The organism is Thermodesulfatator indicus DSM 15286 (genome assembly GCF_000217795.1).
Taxonomy (GTDB): Bacteria; Desulfobacterota; Thermodesulfobacteria; order Thermodesulfobacteriales; family Thermodesulfatatoraceae; genus Thermodesulfatator; species Thermodesulfatator indicus.
Genome location: NC_015681.1, coordinates 2,029,079 through 2,052,110 on the forward strand (window position 1 = coordinate 2,029,079; position 23,032 = coordinate 2,052,110).

At 46.7% G+C, this 23,032-nt stretch carries 25 protein-coding genes; 9 read left to right on the forward strand and 16 right to left on the reverse strand.

Features of this window, described 5'->3' with window-relative positions; all coding sequences use genetic code 11:
- Positions 1-2: 2 nt before the first annotated feature.
- From traN to THEIN_RS10040, 9 genes are all read right to left on the reverse strand, one after another.
- Complete coding sequence (gene traN / locus THEIN_RS11780) at positions 3-1,502, reverse strand: conjugal transfer protein TraN (RefSeq protein WP_013908551.1); 1,500 nt, start codon at positions 1,500-1,502, stop codon at positions 3-5.
- Positions 1,478-3,424 carry a hypothetical protein gene (locus THEIN_RS10005; RefSeq protein WP_013908552.1) on the reverse strand — a complete coding sequence of 649 codons (1,947 nt, stop codon included), beginning with the start codon at positions 3,422-3,424 and terminating at the stop codon, positions 1,478-1,480. The genes traN and THEIN_RS10005 overlap by 25 nt, the downstream gene beginning before the upstream one ends.
- Complete coding sequence (locus THEIN_RS10010; RefSeq protein ID WP_013908553.1) at positions 3,396-5,960, reverse strand: TraC family protein; 2,565 nt, start codon at positions 5,958-5,960, stop codon at positions 3,396-3,398. Before THEIN_RS10010 ends, THEIN_RS10005 begins: the two co-directional genes overlap by 29 nt.
- A gap of 201 nt (positions 5,961-6,161) precedes the next feature.
- Positions 6,162-6,434, reverse strand: coding sequence for a YgiT-type zinc finger protein (locus THEIN_RS10015; RefSeq protein WP_083817697.1), 273 nt, complete (start codon positions 6,432-6,434; stop codon positions 6,162-6,164).
- A complete protein-coding gene (locus THEIN_RS10020; protein ID WP_013908555.1) occupies positions 6,398-6,673 on the reverse strand; it encodes a DUF4258 domain-containing protein in 276 nt (91 codons plus the stop codon). The genes THEIN_RS10015 and THEIN_RS10020 overlap by 37 nt, the downstream gene beginning before the upstream one ends.
- Before the next feature lie 16 nt (positions 6,674-6,689).
- On the reverse strand, positions 6,690-7,586 hold the full coding sequence (locus tag THEIN_RS10025; protein WP_013908556.1) for an ArdC family protein: 897 nt from the start codon (positions 7,584-7,586) through the stop codon (positions 6,690-6,692).
- 120 nt (positions 7,587-7,706) lie between these two features.
- Positions 7,707-8,354 carry a DUF8196 domain-containing protein gene (locus THEIN_RS10030; RefSeq protein WP_013908557.1) on the reverse strand — a complete coding sequence of 216 codons (648 nt, stop codon included), beginning with the start codon at positions 8,352-8,354 and terminating at the stop codon, positions 7,707-7,709.
- Between the two features lie 131 nt (positions 8,355-8,485).
- Complete coding sequence (locus THEIN_RS10035; protein ID WP_013908558.1) at positions 8,486-8,899, reverse strand: DUF736 family protein; 414 nt, start codon at positions 8,897-8,899, stop codon at positions 8,486-8,488.
- 468 nt (positions 8,900-9,367) lie between these two features.
- Positions 9,368-11,377 carry an HD domain-containing protein gene (locus tag THEIN_RS10040; RefSeq protein ID WP_013908559.1) on the reverse strand — a complete coding sequence of 670 codons (2,010 nt, stop codon included), beginning with the start codon at positions 11,375-11,377 and terminating at the stop codon, positions 9,368-9,370.
- A 127-nt stretch (positions 11,378-11,504) separates the two neighbouring features.
- On the opposite strand from THEIN_RS10040, the gene THEIN_RS10050 reads away from it, so the two are divergent.
- Positions 11,505-12,932 carry a type IV secretory system conjugative DNA transfer family protein gene (locus THEIN_RS10050; RefSeq protein ID WP_013908560.1) on the forward strand — a complete coding sequence of 476 codons (1,428 nt, stop codon included), beginning with the start codon at positions 11,505-11,507 and terminating at the stop codon, positions 12,930-12,932.
- Between the two features lie 26 nt (positions 12,933-12,958).
- On the opposite strand, the gene THEIN_RS10055 is transcribed toward THEIN_RS10050, so the two are convergent.
- From THEIN_RS10055 to THEIN_RS11790, 5 genes are all read right to left on the reverse strand, one after another.
- Positions 12,959-13,459 carry a PIN domain-containing protein gene (locus THEIN_RS10055; protein WP_013908561.1) on the reverse strand — a complete coding sequence of 167 codons (501 nt, stop codon included), beginning with the start codon at positions 13,457-13,459 and terminating at the stop codon, positions 12,959-12,961.
- A gap of 3 nt (positions 13,460-13,462) precedes the next feature.
- Positions 13,463-13,822, reverse strand: coding sequence for a hypothetical protein (locus THEIN_RS10060; RefSeq protein ID WP_013908562.1), 360 nt, complete (start codon positions 13,820-13,822; stop codon positions 13,463-13,465).
- A gap of 154 nt (positions 13,823-13,976) precedes the next feature.
- Positions 13,977-14,495 carry a hypothetical protein gene (locus tag THEIN_RS10065; protein ID WP_148236960.1) on the reverse strand — a complete coding sequence of 173 codons (519 nt, stop codon included), beginning with the start codon at positions 14,493-14,495 and terminating at the stop codon, positions 13,977-13,979.
- 41 nt (positions 14,496-14,536) lie between these two features.
- Positions 14,537-15,307: an NYN domain-containing protein gene (locus THEIN_RS11785; protein WP_013908564.1), complete on the reverse strand. Its 771-nt coding sequence runs from the start codon at positions 15,305-15,307 to the stop codon at positions 14,537-14,539.
- Between the two features lies 1 nt (position 15,308).
- Positions 15,309-15,842, reverse strand: a complete 534-nt coding sequence (locus THEIN_RS11790) for a helix-turn-helix transcriptional regulator (RefSeq protein WP_013908565.1) — start codon at positions 15,840-15,842, stop codon at positions 15,309-15,311.
- A 103-nt stretch (positions 15,843-15,945) separates the two neighbouring features.
- Here THEIN_RS11790 and THEIN_RS10080 point away from each other — a divergent pair, with 103 nt between their 5' ends.
- Genes THEIN_RS10080 through THEIN_RS10115 form a run of 8 tightly spaced genes read left to right on the forward strand, consistent with a single transcriptional unit; the run spans position 15,946 to position 20,141 of the window.
- Positions 15,946-16,278 (forward strand): hypothetical protein, encoded by a 333-nt coding sequence (locus tag THEIN_RS10080; RefSeq protein ID WP_013908566.1) that lies wholly within the window; start codon positions 15,946-15,948, stop codon positions 16,276-16,278.
- Positions 16,278-16,724: a ParB N-terminal domain-containing protein gene (locus tag THEIN_RS10085; protein ID WP_013908567.1), complete on the forward strand. Its 447-nt coding sequence runs from the start codon at positions 16,278-16,280 to the stop codon at positions 16,722-16,724. The genes THEIN_RS10080 and THEIN_RS10085 overlap by 1 nt, the downstream gene beginning before the upstream one ends.
- Positions 16,721-17,167, forward strand: coding sequence for a hypothetical protein (locus THEIN_RS10090; RefSeq protein WP_013908568.1), 447 nt, complete (start codon positions 16,721-16,723; stop codon positions 17,165-17,167). The genes THEIN_RS10085 and THEIN_RS10090 overlap by 4 nt, the downstream gene beginning before the upstream one ends.
- The gene (locus THEIN_RS10095) at positions 17,164-17,496 is read left to right on the forward strand and encodes a hypothetical protein (protein ID WP_013908569.1); all 333 of its coding nucleotides are present in this window, start codon (positions 17,164-17,166) and stop codon (positions 17,494-17,496) included. The genes THEIN_RS10090 and THEIN_RS10095 overlap by 4 nt, the downstream gene beginning before the upstream one ends.
- A gap of 2 nt (positions 17,497-17,498) precedes the next feature.
- Positions 17,499-17,849, forward strand: a complete 351-nt coding sequence (locus THEIN_RS10100; protein ID WP_013908570.1) for a hypothetical protein — start codon at positions 17,499-17,501, stop codon at positions 17,847-17,849.
- On the forward strand, positions 17,839-18,789 hold the full coding sequence (locus tag THEIN_RS10105; RefSeq protein ID WP_013908571.1) for a hypothetical protein: 951 nt from the start codon (positions 17,839-17,841) through the stop codon (positions 18,787-18,789). Before THEIN_RS10100 ends, THEIN_RS10105 begins: the two co-directional genes overlap by 11 nt.
- A gap of 33 nt (positions 18,790-18,822) precedes the next feature.
- A complete protein-coding gene (locus THEIN_RS10110) occupies positions 18,823-19,104 on the forward strand; it encodes a helix-turn-helix domain-containing protein (RefSeq protein WP_013908572.1) in 282 nt (93 codons plus the stop codon).
- Positions 19,098-20,141, forward strand: a complete 1,044-nt coding sequence (locus THEIN_RS10115) for a tyrosine-type recombinase/integrase (RefSeq protein ID WP_013908573.1) — start codon at positions 19,098-19,100, stop codon at positions 20,139-20,141. The genes THEIN_RS10110 and THEIN_RS10115 overlap by 7 nt, the downstream gene beginning before the upstream one ends.
- A 73-nt stretch (positions 20,142-20,214) precedes the next feature.
- Here the strand turns inward: THEIN_RS10115 and THEIN_RS10120 are convergent, their stop codons facing one another.
- Positions 20,215-21,651 (reverse strand): TrkH family potassium uptake protein, encoded by a 1,437-nt coding sequence (locus THEIN_RS10120; RefSeq protein WP_217125045.1) that lies wholly within the window; start codon positions 21,649-21,651, stop codon positions 20,215-20,217.
- Positions 21,652-21,674: 23 nt separating this feature from the next.
- Positions 21,675-23,030: a Trk system potassium transporter TrkA gene (trkA, locus tag THEIN_RS10125; RefSeq protein WP_013908575.1), complete on the reverse strand. Its 1,356-nt coding sequence runs from the start codon at positions 23,028-23,030 to the stop codon at positions 21,675-21,677.
- Positions 23,031-23,032 lie beyond the last annotated feature (2 nt).

Consider the following 23,032-nt stretch of genomic DNA (forward strand, 5'->3'; position numbering starts at 1 on the left):
CCTTAACGAATATTATTTTTGAAATTTTCCAGATTTTGCTGAAGATTTTGCTGTATAGTTTCCTGCGTTTTAGTTTCTATGTCTCCGTACCATTCGGAAAGATCTATGCGGGAAAAATCGAGCATCTGAAACTCCTGAGGCGAAAACCCCCTACAATCCGGATAATCCGTTGTTCCCCAGCCGCTGAAGGTGTCAAGCTGTGCTCGACCCTGTTCATGGATTATGCGCGCAAGTTTGGAGTTAAAACAGCAATAAACATTGGCCTTCTGAACACATCCGACAATAGGTAACTTCTTAACGCATTTTTTTCCGATGTAATGACATAAGCCGAGTTCGTTATATGCAGCCGTCATTACGTCGTCCTCGCTACAACCGCCGAAAAGAATTTTCATGGCGAAGTCCATGGCAAAATTTAGAGCTATCTGTGTAATAATACCTGTAGGAGTGAGCCCCAGACCATTCTGAAGAGCAGATATGATTGCATTGGTAACACTTTCCCCGTTATTAAACGCAGTAATAGCAGCATTTATGGCCGTTGGAGACCAATCAAAATTGGAGGCTACTTCTAAAGCACTTGCTCCGGCCGAAAGCGCCTGGTATGCGTTAAGGGTCTGCGATGCCAGGGAAATAGCATCTTTGACCCTGGATATTACGGCAAAAGTTCCACCCAGAGAAGTTAACTGATTATTCAGTTCCTGTACCACTTCGTCATCAGCATCGCAGCAGTTGTGGAAACCGGTCTGGATTCCGGATCGTCTGCACATCATCGGGCGGCCGTTGAATATGTAAATTTGTCCCAGACATTCGCCTGTAGCCGGATCCGTAGCTCCATCGTCCTGATAATAAGAAAAATCTGTGTATTCATCCTCATAATTGTCAGGGCTTCCCATATCAATACATTCGGTGCCGCCTTCTATAGGACACTGCCAGGTTTGAGTGCAGACGGCTGTTTCTACACAAGCACTTTGGCAGGTGGAATAATCATCGTAGGTTTTGTCGGTTAGATTACATCGGTAAAAAGTCGTTGTGGTTGTTTGCGTGCAATTTTCCTGACACTCGGAAAGGGTCTGGTACGGGGTGCCGTTTAGGGAACACACGTATGCCCAAACGAGACAATCAGGATCCTCCGGGTTAGGACAAATTAAAATTTCTTGTTCTTCACAGCTTCCGCTTTCACTAGTTGTGGTCGATTCTTCTGTACAGCTACCCTTTATGCTGCACCGATTGTTCTCGTCGCAGGGATAGTTACCAAGCGGACACCGGAAGACTTGCTGACACTGATAGAGTTCATTTTCACCGTCTCCGTCGGTATCGGCCGAGCACATGTAGGTCCCCGATTCGATACAATCCACACCGGGACATAAGAGGCTGCATTCGTCTGCGGTCGCAAAGGTTTGAAGCGTCCTGGGGCAGAGCCATTCAGCCACCGCCCAATGAGGAAGCGCCAGAAGCCAGAAAAGCAAAATGGTCAGTATTTTTATTTTTTCGTTCCGTCCGAACATATCATGTCCACCGTGGCCTGCCTGAGGGATTCCATCGCACCGTAGACTTCGTTAAATTCGTTCAGGCACTGGCAGTCCTTGACTATGGTCTCTCCCGGATTCACGGGGCATGTTCCGTCGATGCAGGTGCGGTAGATGTAGGTCACCGAGGTGGGATCGGTGCGATAGTCCGCGGTAGTGGTCGTCGCGCCGGCTTGGGCCCGATCCTCGGTAAGCATTAATTTACAGGCCTTGATGCAGGTTTCGCCGGTTTCGATATTCAAGTCCACGGATCCGGTTCCGGTTATAGGATCCGTGTATGTCCAGGTCCCGCCCCCTTCTGTAAGGGTTTCCGCGATGGTGTCAGCTCTCGAAACGTCGGGATCGTGGGTAGGGGTTCCCGTACATACATAGGTGCGTTCGATTTTCCACCAGTCGTGGCATACGGCGGAGGGAATGTTCAACTTCAAATACACAATTAAAGAACCGTTAGCCCAACCGTTACAGGCTCCCTCGTTGTTCAGGGAAACGTACAATTCTTTTTGTTCGGATCCCGTATCGCCCTGATAGGAACCTTTGGATGGGTCTGTTCCATCTGTATGCCCTATGGTCACGCTTTCTACGACCGTTCCGTCCAATTTTATCGTGACCGTAGGGTCGTCGGGAATGTCCCAGGAAACCTCAAATTCTCCACAGACCTGATAGTTAAAAACGTCACCGCAGGAATTTGTTTGCGTTCTTGCGAGGGATACCCGCCATAAACCGTTTCCTTGATAAGAAACACTCTGTATTTGTCCTGGATAGCAAAGACTGCATCCACCATCTGTCGTTATGTCACCCTGACAATTCGCTACACAATTTGCAAAATCCGCAGGATTAAAGGTTACGCATGAATCTACAGGACTCACACCTGTAGGATTGAAATTCCTGTAGGTAGTTACGGATAAGCCGTTTACGTCGTAGACTTTTTCCTCTTCCAGATAACAATCGGAACGGTTTTCCAAGGCCGAACAGGAATCCGCAATATCCTCCGTCAATTTACAATTCGACACGTAAACATTTCTGACCTTCTGACAGGTAAGCCTTTCTCCATTGGTAAAGGCGGGACTCCCGGTCAGCAAAGTATAAAAAGAGTCGGAATCCGCACTCTGGGAAAGGACTTCGTTTTCGGCTTGAGTCGATAAAAGGGCGGCATTCTGATAGAGGTCCTCCGGTTTATCAAATCCGTAAGTAGAAAAGGTCCCCTGAGTTAATGAACAATTACCGACATTCTGGGCGTAGTAGCGGATTGCAATGCCATCAATCTTTGCCTCGGCTACAGAAAGCCTGGGATCGGCCGCAGCCATGGCTCCGGCGACCCCTCCACCGAGGGATCTAAGAACCTGATCCTTGAAGGTGAGAAAACCGGCCTGTGTACAACCCGTATTTATACAATAGCAACCTCCGAGATCGGACGGACTGACTTCTTCCGCACTTAGTTCCTCGTTTTCAAACTTCCATTTATACCAGTGACAGTTATTCCAGGTTCCCGCGTCACATTTAACGAAACCGTTCGCACATATCCCGGAGACGGGACCCGGGATTTGGTATTGTTTTTCGAAATTCCCGTCGAAATCCACGTCGTAGGTTACAGAAATAAAATTGAGATCTCCGGTGGGACCCGGCTGCACGAGTATTTCAAAAAGACTTAATGTTCCGGGACAATTTATGCGAGCGGTTCCTTGTTGTGATCCGTCAAGCGTTTTAAGTGTAGTGTTACCGGTGTAAAGTGCTTGGGTTATTTTTTTAAAACCTTCCTCCGAAGCCCAGGATTTTCTTACCTGTGAACCTATATCCGTTCCGGCCGATACGGGATCACCGGCCGTAACGGATCCGGCTGTACACAGACCCAGTATAAACACTGCCGTAATTATTTTAATTCTTAAGAAACTTCTCCATTTCATGGTCTCTTTTATCAGCAAGCTCCCTCAGGGTAGAAATAAGACTTCCCTTTTCGCGGGCCAGGGCCTCGACATGTGCCCATTCGTCGGCATCCGAGGTACAGAGCCAGTACAGGAATCCGTCGGCAACCACACGGATTATCCCTAACCCGTAGGGAGACTTAATTCCTATTTCCGTATACCGGGGACGAGCCGAGGAAATCGAAGAAAGGAGACCACCGGCCTCTTTGAACGGTAATATCTGTTTTTCGATGGCTTCATTGTACTGATCACTGGGGAGCATAAAAAGAAAACTACTGTTTCCTATTATGGCCTGTCCGGCTGCACCTATTCTTTCCAGGTCCAGGGGGCCCTGGAAGACCGTAATGGTGCTGCCGTTAAATTTTCTGGCTCTGCGATAGGCTTCCTCCACTACCTCGCCAAACAGGTTGTGAGCTCCCCCGCCTGACTCTACAAGGGTAACACCGCATTCATCAAAAAGCAGAACTTTGGGTATACTGCGTTCCAGCAGGTAGAGGGTTGCGGTTGCCGCATTAAGACAGGTCATTGTAACAGCACGTAAAAGAGGTTTAATCCTTTTTATTCTTTCCATTTCCAGGACAACGAAAGCCTCGGACGAAAAGAAATCAAAGCTAGCCGGACCGTTAAAAAACCGTCCGTAAGAACCTTTGCCGGTCCATTCCGTCAGGTTGAAAGCAAGGTTCTGGGCCGCATGAACTAGATCTGACCTGCAGGTACTTTCATCGGGACATATCTCCTCCAGCTCATCCTTTGCAAGATCGGTAAATCTTGTCAAATACAGGTAAACCTTATCCACATCCGCGGATTTACCGAATTCTCGCCAGGCCCACCGAACGGCTCCCCTCAAAATATTGGCTTCCGTATCTGTAGCGTTTCCGCCTGTATGAGAGTAAATCATACAACCGTATAAAGCCGCTATTGTGTCAAGATGATGCATTCTTTCACTTTCGGACTCAGGATCTGAACCCTCGGGAACCAGTGAAAAGGGATTTAAAGAAAGGTTTTCCTCTCCTAAATCGATATAACGACCATTTAAAAGCTTACATAGTTTCCGGTAGGAATAACCGACATCAAAAATCCAGCAGGCTGCTCCCGCGGCGTACATGGATAAAACGTAAAGATTCATGAGAAAGGATTTGCCGCCTCCCGAGGTTCCCATCACGCATATATTTTTGTTCGTGGCGGCTTTATCGAAGGGGTCGAAGGGGACGAATTGTCCCTTGCGGGATATGAAGACGATATGTGGTTTTCCTCCACCGCAGTAGTCTACAATTACCGGCAATAAATTTGCTACCTGGTCAGAGCGAGCGAGAAAATGTCTATCAATCCTCTCAAGATTAGCTCCCTCGTGATAAAAACCGAAGGGTAAAGAGGATATAAAAAGAGGTAAAAGGATATCCTTTTCTTCCTGAGGCACAAAACCCTTTGAGGATATCATCCTTTTAGCACGTTTGATTGCGGAAATACATTTAGAGTCATCTTCGTCCCAGAACCAGAAGATCGGAACGGCATATAAAAATTTTTCTCCTTTTTCGATCTCGTTAACCGCCCATAGATGTTCCTGGGCATATTCACCTATGAAACGAGTTATAAGAGAATCTTCCTTCTCAACCTGTCTTTTAAAAAGAAAAGCTTTTGAACGAATTGTATTTGCAACGTCAGGATCGTTTACAAAGAAAACGGTGTATAAGAAATGGACGGGTATCTGATTGCTATCATCAAGAGAACCTCTATTTCCTCCGAAAAGTTCCGACATTTTAAAAACATTTACATCAGAAGCTACCTGTTTAAATGAAAGGGCCCTGTAATTCAGAGGACCTATTTTGAGTTTATCCCGTTCTACCTCTACAGATGTTTCCGAAAGAATAAGGTGATCATAAAGCGGCCTTAAAGGATCCCAGTAAAGATTCGGTTCAGTACGGCCGTTGAACAATACAAAAAAGGTATAAAGCAGCCTTTCCGGGCTGAATTCTTCCGGGAAAAGATATGCCCCTTTTAACCCCTCCCTTACAACCGTCTTAAAATCTTGAATGTCTTCGAGATTTTTTTCGTCCCTGAAAGGGGCTTTGAAGGAAAAAAGCAGTCTAAATCTTCTAAGGGGAGTTCCCAGAAGATGGGGAATTCCCTTTGTCCATTTTTTAAGATGCCCGGCGTATCGTTTTATCGTTTCCTCAAGGAGCGGGTTTTCCGAAACCCTGGTTTTAAGCTTCTCATATTGCTCTATTTCGGGATCAAGAGCGGGAAAAGATAACAGGGTAACGGATAGCACAGATTCCTGAGGAAGTGAATCAAGAATTCCCGTGAGATTTTGTATAATCTGTTCATCCGCACCCGGAAGGGGAGATGTTTCAAGAATAAATCCGGCCGTCCCGTCTCTGTTTATATAGATACCTTTCTCGGGATCATAAGCCAAATAGGGTAACCACCGCGAAAGGGTATAGCGTGTGGTTGCTTTTTCAATTTCATCAACGGTAACGGATGCAAAAGGATTAGCAACTCGCCCGATAAAAGATAACATTTTCTCCCCTTAAACAATTTTTTTTCATGGGAGAAAATGTAACCTGTGAGAGGGGGTGAGAAGGGTCCCTTTTTTTAAAAAAATACCCCTTTTTTACCCGATTTTTTGAAATTTTCGGCACCCCGAAAAAGAAAAAGGCGGCCCGGGCCGCCTTTCCCGGCCGCTCTGTGCCGCCTTTTCCGGATTTTCTAAAACGTGGTTTTAAAGGGCTGCGTAGTTGACCTCCACCTCTTCCAGGCAGGTCACCCTACGACCTTCTTTTTCGATGTCGGAGTTTAAAATTTTTTCCACTACTTCCGGTTCAAAATATTGTTCCCCGCATTCTACACATACGAATGCAGGGACGTTTTTAACGACTATATATTTGTCCTTTTTCCTGAATTCGTAATCAATTTTTCTTTCCGACATTTGTCCTCCGCAAAGTGGACACGTCAGCTTCATGTTTTCTTCCTCCTTCTGAAACCATCCTCCCATAAGGAAGGATCGGGTTCATAGACCGTTATTATGTATTTTACACCTTCGGGGTCTTCAGCCAAGACGACGTGAAGTGGCCGACCTTCCGGAAAACCGAGAACCAGTCGGCTGGGAAACGGTTTGTCGTGGCGGTATTCCTTGATTGTCTCTCCAGACGAAATTGTCTTTTTAACTTCTTCAACAGATATTTTACGCTCTCGCATCTTTTCCAGCGCGTGTCTGCTGAAAAGCAGTTTCATGAACTACCTCCGATTTTCAGGCTGCTTTCTTCTCCTCAGAAGCTTCTACCATCCCGGCCTGTTCCAGGAGCCAGTCGCAGGCCTCCTGAGCCAGCCGGGCCGCTGTGAAGATAGCTTTTGTATCTTTTTCCAGTACCCGGATCCACGATCCTATGTATTCCGGGTGCTGGAGTTTTCGGATGTCGAGACCTACGTGGGCCCCTAGAAAGGCGGAGCCCATTTCCGCTACAAGCTCTTCCATCGCATAGGCCCGGTCTCCGAATCTGCCCGAGAGGTCGCGATTCAGACGGCTCGGATGTCCGGTCCAATGCGTTATTTCATGAAAGGCCGTGGCGTAGAAGTCGTCCCTCGACCTGAACGCACGACGTGGTGGTAGGACGATTACGTCCCGCTCGGGATAATAGACTGCTTGGCCTCCCCACCTTATTCTAGGGAGGGAAAGCAGCCTTTCGGCCGATAACAGAACATCAGCGGGTGTAACCCTTTCCCTGGTTTCCGGGAGGCGCAGATTCTCGCACTGTTCCACGTTAAAGACCGTATAGGCCCGGGCGAAGGGAACTTTTCTGACCACGGGTTCTCCTGTTTCCGCGTCGTAGACAGGTTTGCCCTCGTGATCCTTTTCTTGGACCTCGACGAATTTCCAGAAGATCACGGCCGTCCCTTTTTCCCCGGGACTCACGTATCCGCCGAGCTTTCTCGCTTCCCTGTATGTGAGCCAGAGGTTTGATGTGAAACCCCTTTTCCAGGCGGCGATGTTCAAAAGCAATACGTTGATCCCTCGGTAGGTTCGACCGTAGAAGGCGTTTCTGTGCCCTCCTGTGGTGGCGGTTTTCCATGGCCTGATCCAGGGACCGATTCCCTTTTTCAAGGTCTCAATGACCATCTGTGTGACTTCTTTGTAAACGTTCTTCATGGCTCCCTCCTTCGGCGAGATTTTTCCGGCCGGAGGAGGGAGAGCGGAATGATCCCCCAACCGGGGGAAGCTCTCGCCTCCCCCGGCCGGGGAGATGGGTTGTTTCAGTTTCAGGAAATATTACTTTACGACATCGGGATTGAGGGGTTCAAGGTACTCCCCGCCCATTCGGACGAGAAGAACTTCCCGTTTGTTCGCCAGATTGACCAGATCCTCAGGTATGTTAAAAGCAGCCAGAACAGGAATAATTTTTTTATTCTCATATTCGGGTTTGTATATAATCAGATTTTTAAGTTTTGTCTTGAAGTCATCAAAGTGCTCGGCTCTGAGCTGACTCTTAACTTCAGCCACAAACGCGACATCTTTTCCGTCCTTATCTTCAGCTATTACAATAACATCATACTGGTTGTACATTCCGTCCTTCTTGTATTCCACATTAAGCATTCTTTCTTTTACTTTATAGCCTAGATTTTTGACCAGATAGGGGATGCCCGGTGCGAAGATGTCCTCGGTCAAAGTTCCCAGCCGGTTGGCGAGATCTCCCCATTTCTTGTTTATTTCATCCTTGAAGGCCTTCATCTCATCCTTAAAATCTTTGAATTCACGGCTTAGGCCTTCGTGATATTTTCGTAGTTCAAGGACCGCCATTAAATTGTCTGTAGAAATTTGGCGCAATAATTCCAGCTCTTTAATGGTACGATCTACTTTTTCTTCTTGATTTTTTAGTTCCTGTTTTATCTCCTGAATTTCCATGGCTATTTCTCTCACGTTTTTACCTCCATTCTATATCGAAAGACTTTAATAGTCCATTTCAAATCGCTCCTCATAAGCAGCCTCAAGGCCATATTTCCAGAACGGGAGTGGCCGTAAAAACGTTTCCTCCCCCGACGGGGCGAGTTTTAAAATTCATTGTCGGCGGATTCCGCGGTGGTTTCTTGTTCTTTGGGAGAATCCGCAAAACGTACAATTACGTAATCGGCACCATTTTCCGATTTTTTACCATTAACCGCGAAGATATTTACCGGAATTCCCAGAATGTTCCCCGAAAGGAAACTTCTTTTTTTATTTTTATTCTTTTTGAGCCAGAAGGCACCTATTTGTTTTTTTTCGCAATATAATACGAAGTCGGGATGTTTGTCAGATTCTTTTTCTTCCTCACGGAATAGAGCCACCGAAACTCTGCCGAGCGGTCCCAGATCAAGCCGACCGCCCTTATACTTTTTCCCTTCATCCATAACCCGGTTCCATAAAGAACCGATTTTAACGAGTTTTTCTTTTTTTACCTCTTTGTTGTTTTGTCCTTTCTTTGTCATAACTCCTCCCTCCTTACGTAAATTTTTCTCCACCCGTCGCACGGTGTGGCCGGAGGGCCACTAGGCCGCCGCGCTTACACCGACCGAAAACCTCTGCGCGGGTAGGGGAGAACCCGGCCCACACGCAGAGGGTCATGCGGCGGGCGGAGACCGAAGGAGGGAGAAGCCCCCAACAGCGGGGGAAACCTCCTGGTCTCCCCCGCCGCGGGGGATAATACGATCCGACGGAGATTCCGTCGGGCAATATCTTATCCCGGAACAACCGGGATCAGCTCTCCACCGCCTGTGGCGGTAGAGCCTCAAACAAAACCGAATTTTCAAAGAACCGAAAGCAAACAAAAAATTTTGAAATTATTTTAGCTACATGAAACAAGAAAATAGGTGCGAAGTTTTTTCAAAACTTTGTTTTTTACTTCGTTTTTTTAAAAAATTTTGTACCATTACAGGAATGATCAGGAATGAAATTTGCTAGTCACCGGGCGGTGAGCTCCCCGGCGGGGCCACCCCCTTAATCCTAAGATCCGCGATTACGGGATGCGATTTTCTTTGTTTTTCCAGTTCATCGATCGGGATTCCGAAAGCATCCGCTTTTACGGGAATATAAAATGTTCTGGTGTAGTCGTTTTTCTTGGGATTCCAGACCCAGAAAAAATTTCCGTAAAAGCTTTCGGAAACAAGTTTTTCCGCCGCCCATCCCCTGCGCCGGATTTCGTCGTAAAAACTCTGTAAACAGCTCTTTTTAATGGGTTTTTCGGTTGAGTGGTAGAAGGAGTCGTCGAGACCTATTTCACGGGCGGTTTCGCTGATGGCCAGATGTAAACTTTCAGCCTGTATGTAGACGATTCCGTCCGGCTGAGAAAAGGCTACGAAGGAACCGTTAGGAAGCACCTGATTTACCGGAATTTTTGCGAAAACCCTCTCCAGGGGAAAACTATCGGGGATGGATCTGGTTTCCGGCTTACCGGAGATAGTTTCCGGACGCACCACAGGCGGCGAAAATTTTTCTCCGGCGAGCCTTTCGGCCTCCTCTTCCCGGGCTTCTTTATCGGCCCTGATTAAAATTTCAAGCTCCACCGGTGTCTTTTCATCTATACGTTCGTGATGCCTCTTCACGATATCCGTAAGGGCCTCCCGCCAGGGATGATCTCTGAGGAGCTTACCCAGTAAGGCGGCCGAGTGCAGGGAATGGCTTGCCGTTGAGTAATCTTCACCCGAAACGGAGGGAAGTTTTCCGAGGTCGTGGGCCAGGGCACAGAGGATCAGCCGGGGAGCCGAGGCCCTCCATCCGTCGGGCATCCTCCGCCGGGCCACCGCAAGAACCTTCTCGGCCGTGTTCACAGAATGTTCAAGAAGGGAAACCTTAGCCAAAAGATCAAAATGATTTTTAGGACGTAAAGCATCCGCCGGGTCCTTTCCGGCGACGGAGGGGAAACGGGCCCCCTCTGAAATGAGAAGCTCCGCAACTTGATCCACAGCTTCCGAAAGACCACTTCTTTCGAAGTCCTTTCGGTATTCCTCAAGAAGTCTTTTCAATCTCCCTTCGGGGTCTTTCGGAAGATGGCTTTCGTTATCGGGGGCTTCCGATTTAGTCGCCTTTTGAGGCACCTCCCGCGGTTCGGTCCTTTCGATGTTCGGTTCTCTTTTCGGTTCCGGTTCGGTTTTTGGAGTTGTTTCGGATGAGGGCGCAGGGCTTGCCGGTATCCATAGGTTCCTCAGTTCCCGAAGATCCGCGACCAGCGTGTTTCCCTCCGGTTCCAGGCGAATCTCGACTTCCCTTCCGCAGATACCCCTGGTTTTGAGGATGACAGGTTCCCTTTCCGGATCTTCCGGTGTCCCTTCGCGTTCGATGGCAGGGACTTCGGTTTTCCGTTTTGCCGATCTTGACGGAAGGAACCTTAACAGGACGAAGGGTACGAAGGGTACGATTGCGGCCGCAAGCCGGACGACGAAAGAGGCGGGATAGAGAACCAGAGTTTTTCCCGCGGCCACGACGACCACGGGATCGAGCCGCGGGGCATACCATCCCACGGCCCCCCACCAGAGTGAAAGGAGTGCGACCAGAGCGAATTCCGAAGGATGCCCGGTCCGACAGAGGGGAAAACGAATTTTCCATCCGGCAAGACTGATTCCCATTGGAGTAAGCGCATCCGCAAACAGGTGAAATACAGGACCTAAGAATAATGCATGTGGTGATAAAGAGTTAAAGCCATATTCCGTCGGTAAGAGGATTTTCCACTCATTCAGGAAGAAAATCGGAATTACATTTTTGTTTTCAAGGAGAACCACCAGAAAAAGTAGAAAAAGCCATAGAATCAGATCGTGCGATATTCCACGGTGTTTGAGAATCCTTATGGGTCCTATGCGTTCAATTCTATCGGGAATAACGGCTGCTCCCGCTATACAGGCAACCTCGGGGGGTGAATACCCCAGGGCCCAGGCAAGTGTTCCGGCGAAAAGTATATGACTTTTACCCGTCATTTCGGTTGAAGAATATCCTGCACTAAATTACATACCGTCCCGTTTATTTCAAAAAAGAGGGCTATAAAGATTAAATTTTTGAAATTTTGATCCCTCTATAGGAGGCGAAGCATATAAAAATATCTCCATGTTCAGATGGTCTAAGTCAGGAAGTCCATCTTCGGAATGGATCATTACGGATAGAGCCGTTGATTTAAGGAAACCCCGGGCCCGGGCCCGACCCGAAAAATTTGCCATACCGGATTCCAGACGCGTTCATATTCTCACCATAGGGGGATCCGGTTCCGGAAAGTCAAGACTGCTGATGGACGAAATCAGACGAGCGGTGGAAATCGGCTGGGATCTGGTGGTAATTGATCCCAAGGGGGAAATGGATCGTTCGGCACTATTTCCCGTTATGTTTGAAGCCGCTTTAAAATCAAATAGACTTGAAGATCTCGCCTATACTGATCTGGCTGACCCCGAGGTTTCATTCAGGTTTAATCCTTTTTCTTTTCCCTTTCCCGGAGATGCCGGGCTTGATGAGGTGGCAAACCTTCTGGTGGCTATGATTGAAAAAGGAAAGGAGCCTTTTTTCAGACAACAGGCCTTTAAGGTTTGTAAGTTTGCGATTTATGCCTACGATTATCTTAAAAGACGCGAGGGGAAGGAACCCACTTTCAGTATTTCCGTTCTCCAGGAGATTACCACCTACGAATGGATTAAAAGTCAGGTAGAAATTTTCACCCGTGAGGCGATGGTTGATCCCCGGGGAAAAATGATAGCCCTTATGGGGGGTTCCGTTGCCGAGCTCGATCCCAGAAAATTTGAGGAAACCATATCCTCACTTTCAAACCTCATGAGCCAGATATCGGTCGGTTCAATCAGGGAAATTATTGATGTTAAGGATAATCCCGTTTTTACCCGGCCGTGGAAGGGGAAAGGCATTTTACTTTATATTTTTACTGCCTCCATGACCCTTCCCGAAACCTCCCGTATGTTTTCAAAGCTCGTGCTTACCTGGTTGCTTACAACGGCGGGAAAGATTTATCGCCGGGATGAGGGACGACTCAAAAGAAGACTGCTCGTAGTGGTTGATGAAGCGGCCAGGGCCGTTTTCCCGGAGATGATAAACCTTGTGGACAAGGCGAGGGGGGCGGGCATATATCTTCATTTTGCGGCCCAGAGTATTGCCAACTTTGATGTTGAACTGGGGTCCGCGGCCAAAAGAAACGAGCTGCTTGCAAATTTCGGGACGCAGATATTTCTCTACTGCGGTGACGACGAGTGCACCGGAAGGTACGTAACCGAAAAAGGCGGTACGGTCGTACTTCCAGAAGTGGTGAAGGGTTCCGGCGGTCTCGGTGCCGACGGTATCGTACGGGAGAAAGAGGTTTATGTCATTCGCCCCGGTGCTATAAGCACTTTGGAGCCTCCCGATCAGGAAAGGAATCTCGGCGGACAGTTTATCGCTTTTACACCGGACAAAAAGGGTGTCCGTGTCCTCACGGGAAGGGTTAAACATATACCGTCAGCAAATATAAGAATCAAGGGCATGAAGACGGTAAGAGTTTAGAATTCTCGCTTGAAATTAACCGGATCTCAAGTCAGTCTGGGATCTATCCTTTCCACAAAGGAGATTCTATCAAAGTCTTTGTCCGATGAGAGTAAATACTTCAGGTTGAACCTTTGTATTGTGGCGAGAATCAGAGCATCATTTCCAAACAGTCCATGTGCATCCATAATGTAAGGCATTTTCTTTAGCTCCGTGTATGAAATTCCTTTAACCTCTATCCTTGCTTTATTTACAAATTCGATGACCCTTTGAACGTCCTCTGCCACCAATTTTATTTTGCTCCTGTCCCTTTTTAGCCTTTTCAGCACTTTTGTCTCTATTCCGAACTTTGCTTTCGCCGAGATTATCATAACCTTGAAACACACTTCATCGAGAACTCTTACGGTTGTAATCAGAGTCAGCCATTTCTTCTCGGCAAAGCTAAAAATTTCTTTTGCAAGATTATTACATTGTCCGGTAAAGAAGTAAATAAAGGCGTTGGAATCAACAAAGATCTTTTTTTGATAAAGATGTTTCAGGTCAACCATTGATTACATGCCTTCGTAAAAAATTTCTTCCGATTCTGCTACTTTCTTGACGAAATCTCTATCCTCAGGTGGAACTTTGAGAAATCCGTAATACTCTTCTACAAGACCGATGCTTTCTTTTTTTTTGTAAAGCTCAAAGGCTTTTTGCTGTATTTCCCTGTAGGTGGGCGTTCTTCCTTCCTCTTTCATCAAAGTGGTGATAGCCTCAATCAAAAAAGGCCGAAGGTGTTCGGGCGTTTTTACCCTTCTATGTTTTCCCTTCCTATTGATCGCAATTCGGTTTTTGTCCTTCAGGCCCAGCTCCTCTTTTATCTGAGCGATATGACAGGTTTTGAACGCGTAAGGTGAAGTGATCTTGCGCACTTTTTATCCCCCTCTATTTTTCTTTTTAAGAATAGTCTATTTTTAAAGACTGTCAAGAAAAAGACTGTAAAATTGGTAGCAGACTCAATAGCAGGGATGACCATCTTTTGAAGGGTATATGAATATTTTTGAGATCCGACAATGAAAAATGTTTTTAGTCAAAAAATGAATGACGGTGTTTACTAATTTTTCTAAGCCCTCGCCATATTCTCAATCTTGCCTCGCTGGCCTTAAGCAGAAAAGGCCACTCGCTATCACACGTGGCCAGCTCGTTTGCTAAAACTTCCGGATGCGGTTCTGTCTTCTGAAGAATTCGCTCAAACTCTGGCGTGGGCAACCAGCAGAGAAAGCCCACGATGCCGGCGTCTTTTTCAAGGCCGTTGCGTGCCCACAAAGACGGCGCGTGCGGCAAAAGTTCACCGGTTTCGTAATGCCCTAGGGCCAGGTGGCCAGCCTCGTGACCCAGGGAAAGCAGGAGTTCAAGAGGATTGGCCCCGGTATTATAGAGTATAAATTTTTTATCCCGGTAGAAGAGAAAGGTGGTAACTTTAACGGTACGGTCTTGAAGGGGGATGGCGCCGAGATTTTCTATCCAGACAAGAAGGTCATCAAAACTAAATGGCTTACAATTAAACCCTGCCCTTCGGCCCCAGACATATTCGAGTCTTTTCAAGTCTCGGTAAGTTCGGGGGAACATTTTTGAACTTTAAGCATTTAATGTTTGGGATCATATAGTTTCTGACATATTTCGAAATAACGTCTTTCTCTTATGAAATCACTATGAAGAAACAATTCTGAGGGTATTTCATCTTTTATTTCGGTAAAAACTGGCAAAACTACTTGTATTCCTTCCAAACGTGCAGTTTTAAAGGCTGGTTGCATGTCGGTATCGTAAGAAAAAATGATGATTCTATCTACAAGACGTTTATATGCTAAATGTGCTATATCAAGCCCCATCAGCATGTCCACCTTTTTTTGAACTAAGTCTGGTTTATAGTTGTCTTTTTCGACTTTCCAGCCTCTAAAAACTGTTTTTCCTAGTCTTAAGGCTATTAAGCTGCATTTTCCTAGCCTTTTTAAGAAATTTTCGTAAGTTTGGCGGTTTCTTTTTATTCTCAGATTAATCTCGTTTTCCTTGCTCTTTTTTTCTTCAGGAGAAAGTCTGATATGGGATGGCAACCTCAACTCTTGTTCAAAAGGTTTGGAAGCATAAATGAAGATTCGGTATGGTATTTCGTTTGGTTCTAGAAAATTCAGTAAAAAAACCGGCAATCTTTCTGTGTAAGCATTGTAAGAGAAACGTTCTGAAGGATTGGGGGACTTGAGTTTTGGATTGGCAAAAACTTTATATCTAATATTTTCCCAATCAACTACGATGGCTACCTTAAAATAGCACCCTGAGGGGTGGACTCTGTTTCCACCGCTCAGGGTGCTTTCGGGTTGCACTGCAGTTTCGGTATGTACTCTATCTTCTTTCCTTTCCATATTACTTATCGCTTCCTTTGTCAAGAGACTTTAAGTCTTCCTCGGGCACAGTGATCATCTCTTCTTCGCTCTCGACCCTGATACCTCTTTTACGAAGCTCTTCATCAAGGCGCTTAGTCACTTTTTTCCAATAAGAAAGGGCCTCTTTGTAGGCTTCAATCACTTCTTCTTCTGTTTCGAGTTTTGGAATACGGTCGCGGAAGAGGGGGTCTCCCATGGCTCCGAGGGCCACCTGGATGCCCGCGTGCTGAGCCGCAAGCTGCCACACGGAATAGTAGCGCTCCCGGGCCGGCTGGCACATAATATTGTCAAACCCGGGAAAAGGTTCCGGTTCAGGAGCTTTAAGAAGGTCTGAAATTTCTACATTTAAAATTTTTGCAATTTCTTCTAACAGTTCTGGCCGAGGAAAAAGTTCACCTTTTTCCCAGCGATGAACAGTATTCCAGTGGACCTTTAAACGGTTTGCCAGATCCTGTTTGGTCAAATTGGCTTTTTTCCGATAAATAGCCAAATTCTTTCCAAAAATCATTTTCATCTTATGAGCTTCCATCAAAAGTCATATAACTATTTTTGTTATACATCCTCAATATTACGATTAAAGATTGACAACATTTACGAGTTCCGTTATATAACGAAACATGATGGACAGCCTTTATGAAATAGCTCAAAAAACTAATATACCTCATCCTTCTATTTATAGATCTCTAGCCAAAGGTTTTTCGGTAAAAAGAGCCCTCCTTTTGGAAAAAGAAACAGGTATCCATAAAATTTCTTGGCTTTTCCCGGAAGAGTTTTTTAATCCCTATTGTCCCTACCGTTACCAATCTTCCTGGCCCCCCGATCTCTCCCATCTACAGGGCGAGAGCCGGGAGTGGGCGGAGGCCATAATTCGGGCCTTTCCAGAGAGGCCGCCTGAGAGGAAAGAGTTTCGGAAATGGCTTAAAGAACAAAGAAAAAAGGGGAAGCGTTAATGATAGAGTATCCGGTTTTTTATAGAAAACTCAGTGATCTCACCTGGGATGAGCCCGAAAGGGACGGGGTTTACCTCCTGATAAAGGAGAGCATTAAAAAACACGGTCAGATTTTTATGCCCCTTTTGATAGATCCGGGTAACCGGGTGTGGGACGGGAGGAAGAGGGCGGAAGCGCTGGAGGAGCTTATAGCCGGTGGAGAAGGAGTTTCAAAATCGGTTCCCGTTATAGTCATGGAGGACCCCGCGGATCTGGCCAGAGAGCTAAATGTTATCAGACGTCCGCCTGCGATAGAGGATCTTCTGTCTTTTACTACGACCGAAGTTGAGAAAAGGGTACCCGGGCGGGAAGAGTTAATTTCGGAACTTCTCAGGGCCCGGGGAATAGGCCCGAGGATTTTCCGTGAACTGATAAAAGAGACAAAAATTGTGGTTAACAAAAGATGAAGTTAAACAAAAGAATTCTTGAAACACGGGTTACCCGTGAACGGGGGATCCTGAAAGTCAGGGACTCGGGAGGTGAGCTGGTTTTCACCTGGCGAGGAGTGGATCCCCTGGGACGGCTACAGGAAGCTCGGGAATTTAAAATTCCGGCGGAGTTTCTGGATCACCTGGAAACAATTCTTTCAACACCTACCTGTCTGGACGCGTCGGGGCGGGCGAGTTTAAACGAGCCTGAGCTTTCTTTTGTGGTGGCGGTTAAATGGGAAGATAACCGCCGGGTATTTGAGTTAAGGCCCAGGGAGGAAAAGGCGAAGCCGTATTTTCGGGTGAGGTTGTCGGTTTGTGAGGCTCTTCGTATTGCAGCCCTTGCCAGGCGATGTGCCGACTGGGCCCATTATTTTGTGCGTTTTGTGATGTTTACCAGAGAACAGGAGGGAAGGACATGAGCATAGAGAACGCAATTGCTCAAACCATTTCTCTGGGAGAGGCAAGGGTTAACCTGGCCGAAAAGGTGGCGCTGGTGAACGAAATAGCTCTGGCCCTTGAGTTATCAATGAGTCATCTGGCCCGGGCGTGCATCCTGATAAAGGAGGAGATAGAGCCTGTTTACGGCAGAGAGGTGGCTGACAGGATATACGAGATCTGCGGGCTTGATGATGGAAGGAAACTTGCTGAATACATAGGCCGATTCGGTAGCCTGTCCCCGCAGAAAAGACGGGAAGTGATTAGATCCATGGCCCGGGCGACAATTAAGGAACTCGGACTCGGGAGGTAGCCATGGGTAAAGAGTTTACCTTCAGGGTAATAAGGCGGATGGTGGAGGCGGGACTTCCGGTTAGCAGGGCATGTAATTTTTTCGGCGTCTCGACCGGTGCGGTTTATTACAGGGGAACGCCGAAAAGGAAGCTCAAGAAGAAGAAAAAAAGAAAGATAAACTTTGATCTTCTGGAGGAAGCGGAGAGGCTGATCTACGAGGGGTACCCTGCTGATGTTGTTGCTTATCTCTCGGGAATACCTTTATCGGTATTACTTGATTATTTAGCAGAGGAAGAAGCAGGGCAATCCGGTGCAAGCGGATTGCCTCTGCCATCAAATAAAAAAATCAGGAGGTACCATTATGCAAAATAAAAGTGGCAAAAAAGGATCCCGTCGGACCCGCAGGCTGGGGATGCCCTGGATCAGGCGATATACCCATTATCCCAAAGATCCCGCAATACTTGAGCTTATTAAAGAATGTGGTCACGCGGCCTATACCTGGCTTGATTTCATCGTGCTTCATCTGGCCGCGCTGTGGGAGGCCGAGGGTGAGCAGGGTCTTGAATATCCCGTTGAATACTGGCTTGAGCAGGTATGCTTGCTCAAGCCTGGTGATATAAATGATTTCAGAAAATTTCTTACGAAAGCTCACTCTCTTGGCCTCCTGATAGTTGAACACAACGGTGACAACATAAAAATTGCGTCACCTGACCTTATAGCCCTTGCTGATGAGTATACACGAAAGAAGCAGAGGAAGCAACAAAAAAGTGAGAAAAAAGAGAGTACGAAAGCGCGTTTAGAGCGTCTGGAAAAGCAGATAGAAAAACTGACGGAAACGGTGACGGTGCTGCTGGAAATCATACAGAAGGGTATCCCTGTCCCCGAGGTCAGGGAAAAAACGGATAAGGAAGGTCCACCGGGAGAAAATAGGGCACGAGGCCCATCGGAAGAGGAGAAGAGAAGGATTCTGAGTGAATTCGAAGAAAGATTCAAATTAAAGACAGACGATTGGCGAAAAGCTGTAATATTACTTGCTTTTCCGCCTAAAGAAAATATAGGCCCCGGTTACCTGGCACGGATGAATGACCTGAGTCAGGTTGTAAGAGCCCTTGAAATCTGGCGTGAAAAACACAGAAGCCGTGTTGATATTGAAAGGATAGAGAAAATTGAAGAAGCCAGGGTTTTTGCACGTATGGTGAAAGAAAACATGTTTGATATTGAGCAGGTTCCGGGTGAACTGAAGGATTTTGTCAGACAAATTCTGGATAAAGGCGGGAATGGACATGTGTCCGGACATAATGTCCGGACATAAGAGTAATCCGGTCAGATATTCGGGGGACGGGTTATGAAGGAACAACAGATTATTGAACTTCTTCAGGAGTTAAGGGAGGAGATAGCAAGGCTCCAGACCTGGCCGCGCTGGCTGCCCATAAGAGATGCGGTGCGTTACTCGGGGCTTTCGGAGAAGAAGCTGAGGGAGCTGGCCCGGGAAGGGGAGATATATGCAACGAAACCGGGCGGAGGGAAACTGATTTTCGATAGGGAGTCTATAGACGATTACTTTTTACGGGAAAAGGCAAGAATTAAGGCTCATCTGGAACTTTTCAAGAGGTCCGGTATATGCTAGTAAAAATCAGGATGAAGCTTTTCAGGCGGAAGAACGGCTACTGGTACATCCGTTTTGAGCGGGGTAAGGAGAAGAGTCTCCGGACAAAAGACAAGCGCCTTGCGGAGAGGCTCTTCAAAGAGATTCAGAAGGAGGCATTAAAGGGTCGGCTCATTCTTATTGAAAAGCAGGAAAAAATCTCGCTTAAAACTTTTATAGAAGAATATCTAACCTTGAGTGAAAGCGTCAAAGCATACTCTACTCTTAAGAGGGAAAGAAGTATTTTTAAAAACTTTGCAGACTTTTTTGGCGACTGCCCTATCAGGGCAATTACACCTAAAAAACTTGAAGAATATAGGGCTTTCCTCATCAAGAAGGGCAGGAAACCGGCCGGTATAAATTTAGACTTCAGACATCTCAAGGCAGCTTTTAACAAGGCTCAAGAGTGGGGATATATCAAAAGTAACCCTTTCGGGAAAATAAAACCACTAAGAGATCGCCAGGGTCCTCCCCGTTTTATTTCTGAAGAGGAAATGCAGCAAATTTTGATCTTTTTGAAAGAGAAGGATAGGGAGTTTCACGACTTTGTTGTTCTTGCTCTGGAAACCGGATGTCGTTTAAACGAATTGCTCAGGTTAACAGCTAAAGATGTTTTACCGGATTTATCCTGTATAAGAGTAGTTGGAAAAGGCAATCGCGAGAGGTTAGTTCCCTTAACAGAAAATGCAAAAGAAATATTACGGCCGAGGCTGATCAAGCAGGGTCGTCTTTTTGATCGCTGGACAGATAACTGGGTCTCGCATAAATGGAGAGGGTATATGACAGAGCTCGGCCTTGATTATCGTTTTCACGACATTCGCCACACAACAGCTACCTGGCTGGCCAAAAAAGTGCCAATTCAAATTATCCAGGAATTGCTTGGCCACTCAAATATCAGCGTTACGAAAATCTACGCTCATGTGCAGAAGGACGCCATCAAAGAGGCCCTTGAAGAGGTATTCGGACACAAAAAATCAGGAAAAACTCAAGCACCTTCCTTTCTAAGACTTGTAAAATAAGGAAACGATATAGCTTAAAATCCCCTGGGGTAATACCCCGTGCCGGTTCGACTCCGGCCCCGGGCACCAAGTTTTAAAACCGCCAGGTGGGTTTTCTGGCGCCACGCCAATAACTACGACTAAAAAGAATAGCCACGGTATAGAGTTCAAGTCGGCCGGCCAGCATGCAAAAAGTGAGCACCAGTTTTGAAAAATCAGGCATCCAGCCAAAGTTTTGGGTAGGGCCAACTTTGGCCAAGCCAGGACCAATGTTATTCAAAGTGGCGGCTACCGCTGAAGTAGCGGTTATAAGGTCAATCCCCTGGGCACATACCAGTAAGCTTGCCACTACAAAAAATAAACCGTAAAGGGCCATGAACCCCAGGATAGCCTGAATAATACTTTCGGCTATTTTCTTGTCCTCGTAGCGAATGATCTCCACGGCCTTGGGGTGTATGAGCTTGCGGAATTGAAAGCGAATAAACTTAAACAAAATGAGAAATCTTATTTGCTTAACACCACCACCGGTTGAGCCGGCCATACCACCGAAAAACATGAGAATCAGAAGTAAATACCTACAGGCCGGATGCCACAAGTCAAAATCCGCGGTGCCGTAACCAGTGGTGGTCATCACTGACCAGACCTGAAAAAGGGAATAACGAAAATTAAGGGAAGGATCGCTATAAGTGCCGTAGATGTAGTTGAAAAACATGCAGATAAAGACCGCTGCCATGCCGATTAAAAGATAAAATCTAAATTCTTCGCTTTTGAAATAAGCGCCGAGGTCTCCTTTCAAAAAACGATAATGGAGACTAAAGTTCATACCGGCCACAAACATAAAAAAGGTTATAACATAATCTAGGTAAGCACTATCAAAGGCGGCCACGCTGGCTGTTCTCGTAGAAAAGCCACCGGTGGCCATGGTGGTAAAGGCGTGACAGAGGGCCTCATAGAGATCCAGGCCCCCAGCCAGAAGCAATAGCACTTCAAAGACGGTAAAAAAGGAATAAACTCCCCAGAGAATTCTTGCGGTATCCTGGATACGAGGGGCGAGTTTGTCTTTAGTAAGCCCTGGCATTTCGGCCTGGTAAAGCTGCATTCCGCCTATGCCAAGCAAAGGTAGGATAGCCAGAGATAGGACGATTATTCCCATGCCCCCAAGCCACTGAGAAAGGGCTCGCCAAAAGTGAAGTCCGCGCGGCAATTCTTCCAGTGATTCAAAGACCGTAGAACCAGTAGTAGTAAAACCAGATATAGATTCAAATAGGGCGTCTATTAAACCCAGATGACCAGAAAAGACAAAGGGAAGCGCTCCAAAGACCCCTGCCGCTAACCAGGAAAAGACTACCACGGCAAAGCCTTCTCGGTAGCCAATTTCTCTTTCTGGCTTTACGAGAAGAACAAGTAGAACACCAGTTACAAGGGTTATGGCCTCGGCGTAAATAAAGGGCCAGACAGGCTCGTGGTAAATCAAGCTTATGAGCCCAGGGAAAAAGAAAGTTACGGAAAAAAAGATTAAAAACCAACCCAAAATATAGAGAAAAGCACCTGTTCTCATGTGGAAAAGAGTTGTTCCAGTTTAGGGAGGGCCTCTCTCTTGGCAAAAATTACCAGGTCATCTCCGGGCTGAAGGATAGTTTCGCCCTTGGGGATTATGACTTCGCCGGCCCGGTAAATAGCCCCTACGATGGCTCCTTTGGGAAAGTCTATTTCCAGTAGCCGTCTGCCTTTACTGAAAAATTCAGTTTCCGGAATGACCATTTCTACCACTTCGGCATCACTTACCAGAAAAGTAGCCACAGAGAGTATTTGCCCGCGTCTTACAAAACGCAAAATCTGGTTGGCGGCAAGGAGCCTGGGGCTTAAAGCCACGTCAATACCAAGCCCACCAAGGAGGGGAATAAAGTCCGGGCGGTCAATGCGTACAATGCACTTTTTCGCCCCGTGGTGTTTGGCCAGAAGTGCCCCTAAAATGTTTACCGTATCAACGTCAGTAACGGTGATAACGAGATCAGCCTGATCTATGCCTTCTTTTTTGAGTTCCTGAGCATCTAAGCCGTCAAGGTTTAGGATAATCGTATCTTCTAATTCTTCGGCTAGTTCTTCACAGCGCTCTTCGTCTTTCTCTACGAGATAGACTTCTATTTTTCGGGCCTCAAGACGCTGAGCCACCCATAGGCCTACCTGCCCACCACCGACGATAAATACCTTCTTGGGTTTTTCAGTCTTAAAACCTAAGAGGGTTTCAATGGCGGGAATGTCTTTTTTCTTGGCAATGACAAATATTTTGTCACCAACCTTAATAACGTCGGACCCTCTGGGAATGATGGTTTCGTTGTTTCTAATAATGGCCACGATGACAAAGTCATACAGGGCTCTAAGCTCGCGCAGATCCGCAAGAGAAATGCCGGCAAGCGGGCTTTCTTCTTTTACTACATAGCCCATGAGTATTACTTTGCCCCGGGCAAACTCCGCCCAGTCTGTAGCTTCGGTTATTTCGGAGAGCTTTACGATTTCGTCAGCGAGAACTCTAGCTGGGTTAATGATAAGGTCAATGCCAAGTTTTTGTTCATTTAAGGGCGAGTCAGGCGATAGGTAGTCTTCACTTCTCACCCTGGCTACTTTTCGGGGGACTCCATATTCTCTGGCCAGGAGACAGGCTATAAGGTTGATTTCATCAGAACTGGTAACCGCTACGAAAAGGTCAGTCTCCTTAATACCCGCTTCTTCAAGGACTTTGGCCGAAGCCCCTGAGCCCTGAACAGCCATAACGTTTAAAAGACGCTCAATGCGCTTAATCTTATCTTCGTCTTTGTCTATAACTACGATATGATGGCCTTCTAAAGATAGGCGGTCAGCCAGGTAATAGCCTACCTCTCCGGCACCGATTACAATTACTCTCAAACTCATAG

What these genes read in the sequence shown, in the direction of transcription:
- traN (WP_013908551.1), bottom strand. Translation starts at nt 1,502, where the DNA reads ATGTTCGGACGGAACGAAAAAATAAAAATACTGACCATTTTGCTTTTC.
- THEIN_RS10005 (WP_013908552.1), bottom strand. Translation starts at nt 3,424, where the DNA reads ATGAAATGGAGAAGTTTCTTAAGAATTAAAATAATTACGGCAGTGTTT.
- THEIN_RS10010 (WP_013908553.1), bottom strand. Translation starts at nt 5,960, where the DNA reads ATGTTATCTTTTATCGGGCGAGTTGCTAATCCTTTTGCATCCGTTACC.
- THEIN_RS10015 (WP_083817697.1), bottom strand. Translation starts at nt 6,434, where the DNA reads ATGGGAGGATGGTTTCAGAAGGAGGAAGAAAACATGAAGCTGACGTGT.
- THEIN_RS10020 (WP_013908555.1), bottom strand. Translation starts at nt 6,673, where the DNA reads ATGAAACTGCTTTTCAGCAGACACGCGCTGGAAAAGATGCGAGAGCGT.
- THEIN_RS10025 (WP_013908556.1), bottom strand. Translation starts at nt 7,586, where the DNA reads ATGAAGAACGTTTACAAAGAAGTCACACAGATGGTCATTGAGACCTTG.
- THEIN_RS10035 (WP_013908558.1), bottom strand. Translation starts at nt 8,899, where the DNA reads ATGACAAAGAAAGGACAAAACAACAAAGAGGTAAAAAAAGAAAAACTC.
- THEIN_RS10040 (WP_013908559.1), bottom strand. Translation starts at nt 11,377, where the DNA reads ATGACGGGTAAAAGTCATATACTTTTCGCCGGAACACTTGCCTGGGCC.
- THEIN_RS10050 (WP_013908560.1), top strand. Translation starts at nt 11,505, where the DNA reads ATGTTCAGATGGTCTAAGTCAGGAAGTCCATCTTCGGAATGGATCATT.
- THEIN_RS10055 (WP_013908561.1), bottom strand. Translation starts at nt 13,459, where the DNA reads ATGGTTGACCTGAAACATCTTTATCAAAAAAAGATCTTTGTTGATTCC.
- THEIN_RS11785 (WP_013908564.1), bottom strand. Translation starts at nt 15,307, where the DNA reads ATGGAAAGGAAAGAAGATAGAGTACATACCGAAACTGCAGTGCAACCC.
- THEIN_RS11790 (WP_013908565.1), bottom strand. Translation starts at nt 15,842, where the DNA reads ATGAAAATGATTTTTGGAAAGAATTTGGCTATTTATCGGAAAAAAGCC.
- THEIN_RS10080 (WP_013908566.1), top strand. Translation starts at nt 15,946, where the DNA reads ATGATGGACAGCCTTTATGAAATAGCTCAAAAAACTAATATACCTCAT.
- THEIN_RS10085 (WP_013908567.1), top strand. Translation starts at nt 16,278, where the DNA reads ATGATAGAGTATCCGGTTTTTTATAGAAAACTCAGTGATCTCACCTGG.
- THEIN_RS10090 (WP_013908568.1), top strand. Translation starts at nt 16,721, where the DNA reads ATGAAGTTAAACAAAAGAATTCTTGAAACACGGGTTACCCGTGAACGG.
- THEIN_RS10095 (WP_013908569.1), top strand. Translation starts at nt 17,164, where the DNA reads ATGAGCATAGAGAACGCAATTGCTCAAACCATTTCTCTGGGAGAGGCA.
- THEIN_RS10100 (WP_013908570.1), top strand. Translation starts at nt 17,499, where the DNA reads ATGGGTAAAGAGTTTACCTTCAGGGTAATAAGGCGGATGGTGGAGGCG.
- THEIN_RS10105 (WP_013908571.1), top strand. Translation starts at nt 17,839, where the DNA reads ATGCAAAATAAAAGTGGCAAAAAAGGATCCCGTCGGACCCGCAGGCTG.
- THEIN_RS10110 (WP_013908572.1), top strand. Translation starts at nt 18,823, where the DNA reads ATGAAGGAACAACAGATTATTGAACTTCTTCAGGAGTTAAGGGAGGAG.
- THEIN_RS10115 (WP_013908573.1), top strand. Translation starts at nt 19,098, where the DNA reads ATGCTAGTAAAAATCAGGATGAAGCTTTTCAGGCGGAAGAACGGCTAC.
- trkA (WP_013908575.1), bottom strand. Translation starts at nt 23,030, where the DNA reads ATGAGTTTGAGAGTAATTGTAATCGGTGCCGGAGAGGTAGGCTATTAC.